The sequence below is a fragment of the Halomonas urmiana genome (assembly GCF_005780185.1).
GTDB classification, from domain to species: domain Bacteria; phylum Pseudomonadota; class Gammaproteobacteria; order Pseudomonadales; family Halomonadaceae; genus Halomonas; species Halomonas urmiana.
In genome coordinates this window covers 1-5,502 of record NZ_VBUI01000054.1, presented here as the reverse complement: position 1 = coordinate 5,502, position 5,502 = coordinate 1, and the positions used below count along the sequence as shown (strand labels likewise).

General features: G+C 66.1%; 6 protein-coding genes. 3 read left to right on the top strand and 3 right to left on the bottom strand.

Features of this window, described 5'->3' with window-relative positions; genetic code table 11:
- Positions 1-208 precede the first annotated feature (208 nt).
- Positions 209-634, bottom strand: a complete 426-nt coding sequence (locus FEI13_RS18600; protein ID WP_138182981.1) for a hypothetical protein — start codon at positions 632-634, stop codon at positions 209-211.
- Positions 635-685: 51 nt separating this feature from the next.
- Positions 686-1,579: a DMT family transporter gene (locus tag FEI13_RS18595; RefSeq protein WP_138182980.1), complete on the bottom strand. Its 894-nt coding sequence runs from the start codon at positions 1,577-1,579 to the stop codon at positions 686-688.
- A gap of 142 nt (positions 1,580-1,721) precedes the next feature.
- Here FEI13_RS18595 and pyrC point away from each other — a divergent pair, with 142 nt between their 5' ends.
- The 3 genes from pyrC to FEI13_RS18580 all read left to right on the top strand — a co-directional run bounded on the left by pyrC (position 1,722) and on the right by FEI13_RS18580 (position 4,422).
- A complete protein-coding gene (gene pyrC / locus FEI13_RS18590; protein WP_138182979.1) occupies positions 1,722-2,759 on the top strand; it encodes a dihydroorotase in 1,038 nt (345 codons plus the stop codon).
- A gap of 114 nt (positions 2,760-2,873) precedes the next feature.
- Positions 2,874-3,176, top strand: coding sequence for a helix-turn-helix domain-containing protein (locus FEI13_RS18585; RefSeq protein WP_138182978.1), 303 nt, complete (start codon positions 2,874-2,876; stop codon positions 3,174-3,176).
- Positions 3,166-4,422 carry a type II toxin-antitoxin system HipA family toxin gene (locus tag FEI13_RS18580; protein ID WP_138182977.1) on the top strand — a complete coding sequence of 419 codons (1,257 nt, stop codon included), beginning with the start codon at positions 3,166-3,168 and terminating at the stop codon, positions 4,420-4,422. Before FEI13_RS18585 ends, FEI13_RS18580 begins: the two co-directional genes overlap by 11 nt.
- Here the strand turns inward: FEI13_RS18580 and FEI13_RS18575 are convergent.
- Positions 4,349-5,344, bottom strand: coding sequence for an alpha/beta hydrolase (locus tag FEI13_RS18575; RefSeq protein WP_138182976.1), 996 nt, complete (start codon positions 5,342-5,344; stop codon positions 4,349-4,351). The genes FEI13_RS18580 and FEI13_RS18575 overlap by 74 nt on opposite strands.
- Positions 5,345-5,502 lie beyond the last annotated feature (158 nt).

The window sequence follows — 5,502 nt, the reverse complement described above, 5'->3', positions numbered from 1 at the left end:
TTTCACCATGACGGAAGCCTGGCGGAAGGCGAGCCAATCCCGATGAGGAAACCATCGACTGGAGAGCCGTGTGCGGGAGAACCGCACGCACGGTTCGGAGGGCGGGGAGGGCTCAGCCCTTCCCGACCCCTATCAAGGGCTTCGTCCCTAGCTCCCACAAGGGCTTCGCCCCTTTATCGCGATGGCGATTCGCCCCCTTGGCGGCGGGCTATCGCTTCGCCTTGCGCTTCCGCTGGACGAGGTGACACAGCAGCTTGACGAGGAGGGTGACGACGAACACCAGCCAGCCGGCCGTGGCCAGCGCATTGAACAGCAGCATCTTCTGCTCGCCGTTCATCGGGGTGAGGAAGTGCTCGATGACGATCGCTAGCAGGAAGGCCAGGGCCAGGGGCAGGGCGAGGATGTGCATCCACATCTCCGTACGCCGCTTACGCACGTGGTAGCGCCCCAGCATGACGCGGATGGGGCGGTGCACGAAGCTGATCAGGATCAGGCTGCCCACCATCAGCAATGCGGCCAGCGACGGCTCGATGCTGCCCAGGTGGGCCGAGATGCTGACCGACCAGTAGAGCACCAGCCACATGAAACCGGCCAGGATGGCGACGATGTCGGCGTAGTGTCTTACCTTGGGCATGCTGTCCTCATGAGTGGTGCGGCCTGTCAGGCTGGCGCCATGATACGGCATTCAGCGCCGCTTGAAGAGTCGGCGTACCCAGTGCCAGCGGTTGATCAGCAGGGCCGCGAAGATCAGCGAGCAGCCCGTGAGCTGCAGCAGCGTCATGCTCTCCTCGAACCACCAGGCGGCCATCAACGCGGCCCAGACCGCCTCGAGCATCAGGATCACCGCGGCATGGCTGGGGGTGGTCAGCCCCTGGGCGTGGACCTGGAGGAAGAAGCGCAGGGTGCTGGCGAAGAGCACGCTGGCGGCCACCCAGCCGAGGGTGGCCACCGAGAGGCGTGATGGCCAGGGTTCGAGGGGCAGTGAGGCGAGCGTCAGCACCAGACCCACCACCAGCAGCTGGATGGCGGTCAGCGGCAGGGCGGGCACGCGGCGCACCACCCGCGAATTGGCGTTGATCAACAGCGAGAAGCCCGCCGCCGCTCCGACCATCAGCCACTGGCTCGTCTCGATCCGGAATCCCGCGTTCAACGACAGCAGGGCGAAGCCGATCAGCGCCACCGGCAAGGCGATCCAGGTGGTGCGCGGCGGCCGGTCGCCGAACAGCAGGCGCGCGACCACCGGGACCAGCAGGATGCCCAGGCTGTTGATGAAGGCGCTCTCGCCGAGATGGCGGGAGTGATGCAGGCCGAGCACCCACAACGAGAGGGCGGCGCTGAAGATCAGCCCCACGCCGGCCGCGAGACGCCAGTCGGCCAGCGAGAGCCGGCGCAGGGCGGCGAGGGCGAAGAGCGCCAGGATGCCCCCGGCGATCAGGAAGCGCGTGCCGATGAACAGCAGCGGCGGCATGCCGGCCAGGGCCTCCTTGGAGAAGATCCAGCCGGCCGCGGCGAGCATCGTGACCAGCAGCAGGAGGAGGTCGGCGCGCAGGGGCGAGCGTGTCGGGTCAATGGACGGCATCGGGCTCCGGGGCATGGGAAGAGCGGCCGGATAGGTTAGCAGACAAATGGCCAGGCGTGGCCTCGGGTCGGCGGCGGGGTTGCGATATACTGGCGCTATTCTCGCTCATGCCGACACCCACGCTTTCGAAACAGGATCCGCCGTGAACTCGATTACCCTGACCCGCCCGGACGACTGGCACCTTCACCTGCGCGACGGCGCGGCCATGGCGGCCGTGGTGGCCGCCAGTGCGCGCCAGATGGGCCGTGCCATCATCATGCCCAACTTGAAGCCGCCGGTGACCACCACCGAGCTGGCGCTGGCCTATCGGGAGCGGATCCTGGCGGCCGTGCCCGCCGGGGCGAGCTTCGAGCCGCTGATGACCCTCTACCTGACCGACAACACCCCGGCCGAGGAGATCGAGCGGGCGCACGCCAGCGGCCTGGTGCAGGCGGTGAAGCTCTATCCCGCCGGGGCGACCACTAACTCGGCCTCCGGCGTCACCGACCTGGCCCACTGCGATGAGGCCATCGCCACCATGGCGCGTCTGGGCATGCCGCTGCTGGTCCACGGCGAGGTGACCGACGCCGATATCGACATCTTCGATCGCGAGGCGGTGTTCATCGAGCGGGTGATGAAGCCGCTGCTGGAGCGCCACCCGACCCTGAAGGTGGTGTTCGAGCACATCACCACCGCCGAGGCGGCGGCCTTCGTGGCCGCCGCACCGGCCAACGTGGCCGCGACCATCACCGTCCATCACCTGCTGTTCAACCGCAACCACATGCTGGTGGGTGGCATTCGTCCGCACTATTACTGCCTGCCGATCCTCAAGCGCGAGCGCCATCGTCAGGCGCTGCTGGAGGCCGCGACCTCGGGCAGCGGCAAGTTCTTCCTGGGCACCGACAGCGCGCCCCATGCCCGGGGCGACAAGGAGAGCGCCTGTGGCTGTGCCGGCGCCTACAGCGCCCCGGCGGCCCTGGAGCTCTACGCCACCGCCTTCGAGCAGGCCGGTGCCCTGGCGCGTCTGGAAGGCTTCGCCAGCCATCACGGCCCGGACTTCTACGGCATGGCGCGCAACGCCGAGACCGTCACCCTGGTGCGCGAGGCCTGGCAGCTGCCGGAATCGCTGCCCTACGCCGAGGGGGAGACCATCGTGCCCCTGGCCGCCGGCGAGACGCTGGGGTGGAAGCTCAAGGCGTAAGGGGCATTGCCGGTGTGCAGGGATGACAAGCTTTTGTCGGGACTTGATCTTGGCATTAGCATGCATCTTTTATGTTGCTATAATGCTCAATATGCAACATAAAAGGTGCTTTAAATGACCCTCCTCGATCAGCTCCGGCGCCGCCGTCAGGCACTCGAGCTTACCCAGCAGGATGTCGCTTCACGGACCGGGATGACGCGGCAGCAGTACCAGCGGCTGGAAGCGGGAGGCAACCCGCGCCTCGATACACTCACGCTGGCAGCGGATGGCGTCAATAGCCGCGTGATGCTGATTCCTGTCGAGAAGTGGCATGCCGTCAAGGCGTTGCTGGAGGACAGTGATGAGTCGGCCCCCGCCCTCGATGCAGATCCCTGGCAGGGATTGCTGGGTGACGAGGAGGACGGCCATGGCGGATGAACATGTCCAGATGCTGGCCCTGTCGTTGCACGGCCATCGCATCGGCTATCTAGCGGGCTACCAGGGAGGGCGCAATGTCATGGTGTTCGACGAAGCCTGGCGTCTCGATACTGGAAGACCCACCCTGACCCTGAGCCTGATGTCGCACTCTCCTCGAGCCGATGCGCTCATGGCGCGCCCCTGGATTCGCCAGCAACGCTTGCACCCCTGGTTCTCCAACCTCTTGCCCGAGGGGGCCCTCCGTGACTGGCTGGCCTCACGACTCAAGGTGCACCCCGATAACGAGTTTCCCTTGCTGGCCAGGCTGGGACACGACCTGCCGGGAGCGCTCGTGGCAACGCCGGTCAAGCCGGATGACATGCCGGGCTGGGTGCTTTCCCATCGTCGTAGTGTCACCCCGGTCGCCGAGGAGGCACGAAGGGCAGATGGCTTTTCACTGGCTGGCGTGCAGCTGAAGTTCTCCATGCGCGAGAGCGAGGGGCGCTTCAGTCTGTCGCGCGGGGAGGGGCCTGGGAACTGGATCATCAAGCCGCCTTCCGCACGCCATTCCAGGCTACCCGAAGCCGAGTTCACGTCCATGCGCCTGGCCGAGAGTGCCGGGGTCGAGATCCCCGAGATTCGACTGATTTCGCTGGAAGCCCTGGAAGGTCTGCCCGAGATCAACTTGCCTGGCGAGCCTCTTGCCTATGCCATTCGCCGCTTCGATCGCGTGCAGGGAGCGCGTGTGCATACCGAGGACATGGCGCAGGTCCTGTTTCGCTACCCTCATGAGAAGTACGACGGCCCGAGCTATGAGCAGATCGGCCGCCTGTTGCGGGAGTTCACCGGGGACGGACTGGCGTCGGTTCAGGCGTTCGCTCGCCGGCTGCTGGTGAACATCTTGCTGGCGAACGGAGATGCGCACCTCAAGAACTGGAGCCTGCTGTACCCGGATCAGCACACGCCCTCGCTGGCACCGGCCTATGACATCGTGACGACGCGGGCCTATATCGAGGGGGAGCGCGAGGCGGCCCTGAACCTGAATGGGAAGAAGGACTGGTATCGGCTCAACGAGGAGGATTTCCGGCGGTGGTCGGAGAAGGTGGGTGTCTCCTGGCCGGCCATACGGCAAGTGCTGGCCGAGACGGTCGAGCGCGCCAGGAGCCAGTGGCCGTCTCAGTTGTCGTCACTGCCTATGGCAGAGGCGCATCAGCGTGTTTTGAGGGAGCATTGGAAACAGCTGGCGCCTGAGTGGCGTATTGAGTAGGGGGCGTTTGAGTGAGGGCCGTGCTGGACTCATCCTCTCGCACTTGCCGGTCGAGAAAGGCGATGCCGGCCTCGATGGCGCCGTCACGCAGCAGGAAGCTGGTGAAGTGGCCGCGGTAGTGCTGCAGATAGAGCTCGCTCGCCACGCCGTGGTCCTCGAGCGCCGCATGGAAGTCGGTGGCATGATCCACCGGGACCAGGCCGTCCCAGCGGCCGTGGAAGAGGAAGTGGGGCGGGGCATCGGCATCGACGTGGGTGATCGGCGAGGCCAGCCGATAGGCCTCCGGTTTCTCGGCGCGGGTGCCGCCGATGAACTCGACCACCAGGCGGCCATCGTCGAACTTCATGAGATCGCTGGGCAGGCCGCCGGCCAGCACGGCGGCCAGTCGACCCGGCTCACCGGTCAGGGCCAGCAGGCTGACGAGGTGGGCGCCGCTGGAGTAGCCCACGCCGACGATGCGCGCGGTGTCGATGCGCCAGGCTTCGGCCTGCTCGTGGATCCAGGCCATGGCCTGCTCGAGGTCGTGAAGCTGGGCGGGGAAGCGGTAGGTCGGGGCGAAGCGGTAGGCGATGTTGACCGTGACATAGCCGTGCTCGGCGAGCCGCTCGGCGATCGTCTCCATGTCGTCGGGGCTGCGCCGTTGCCAGCCACCGCCATGAACGAGCAGGGCGGCGGGGCGCAGTGCATCGGCAGGCGTGTCGGGCAGCAGCACGCGGGCCTCGAGGGTCTCCGGCCAGTCGGGCGGCGTATAGGGGCGCGGCGAGAGGCGTTCGACGGCATAGTCAGCCGGCAACATGCCTTCCAGGGGTGTGACCTCGCCATTGCGGTCGAGGTGAGTAGCGCAGCCTGCCAGCAGCAGGGGCAGGGCGAGTAGCAATCTTCGCGACCAGTGACCTTGTGCAGCGAGATTTTTGTCATTCATCTATCGTCTCGCATTGTCACTGGCTAGCATTTCCCTGACCAAAATGCGCGACATGCCCCGTACTTTGAGTGCGGGGAAGGATAGCGCGGGCGCCGTAGGCGCCCTATGATGCTGGATATAAATATAGATTGAGTCACTATGCAACGCCTCCAAGCCTT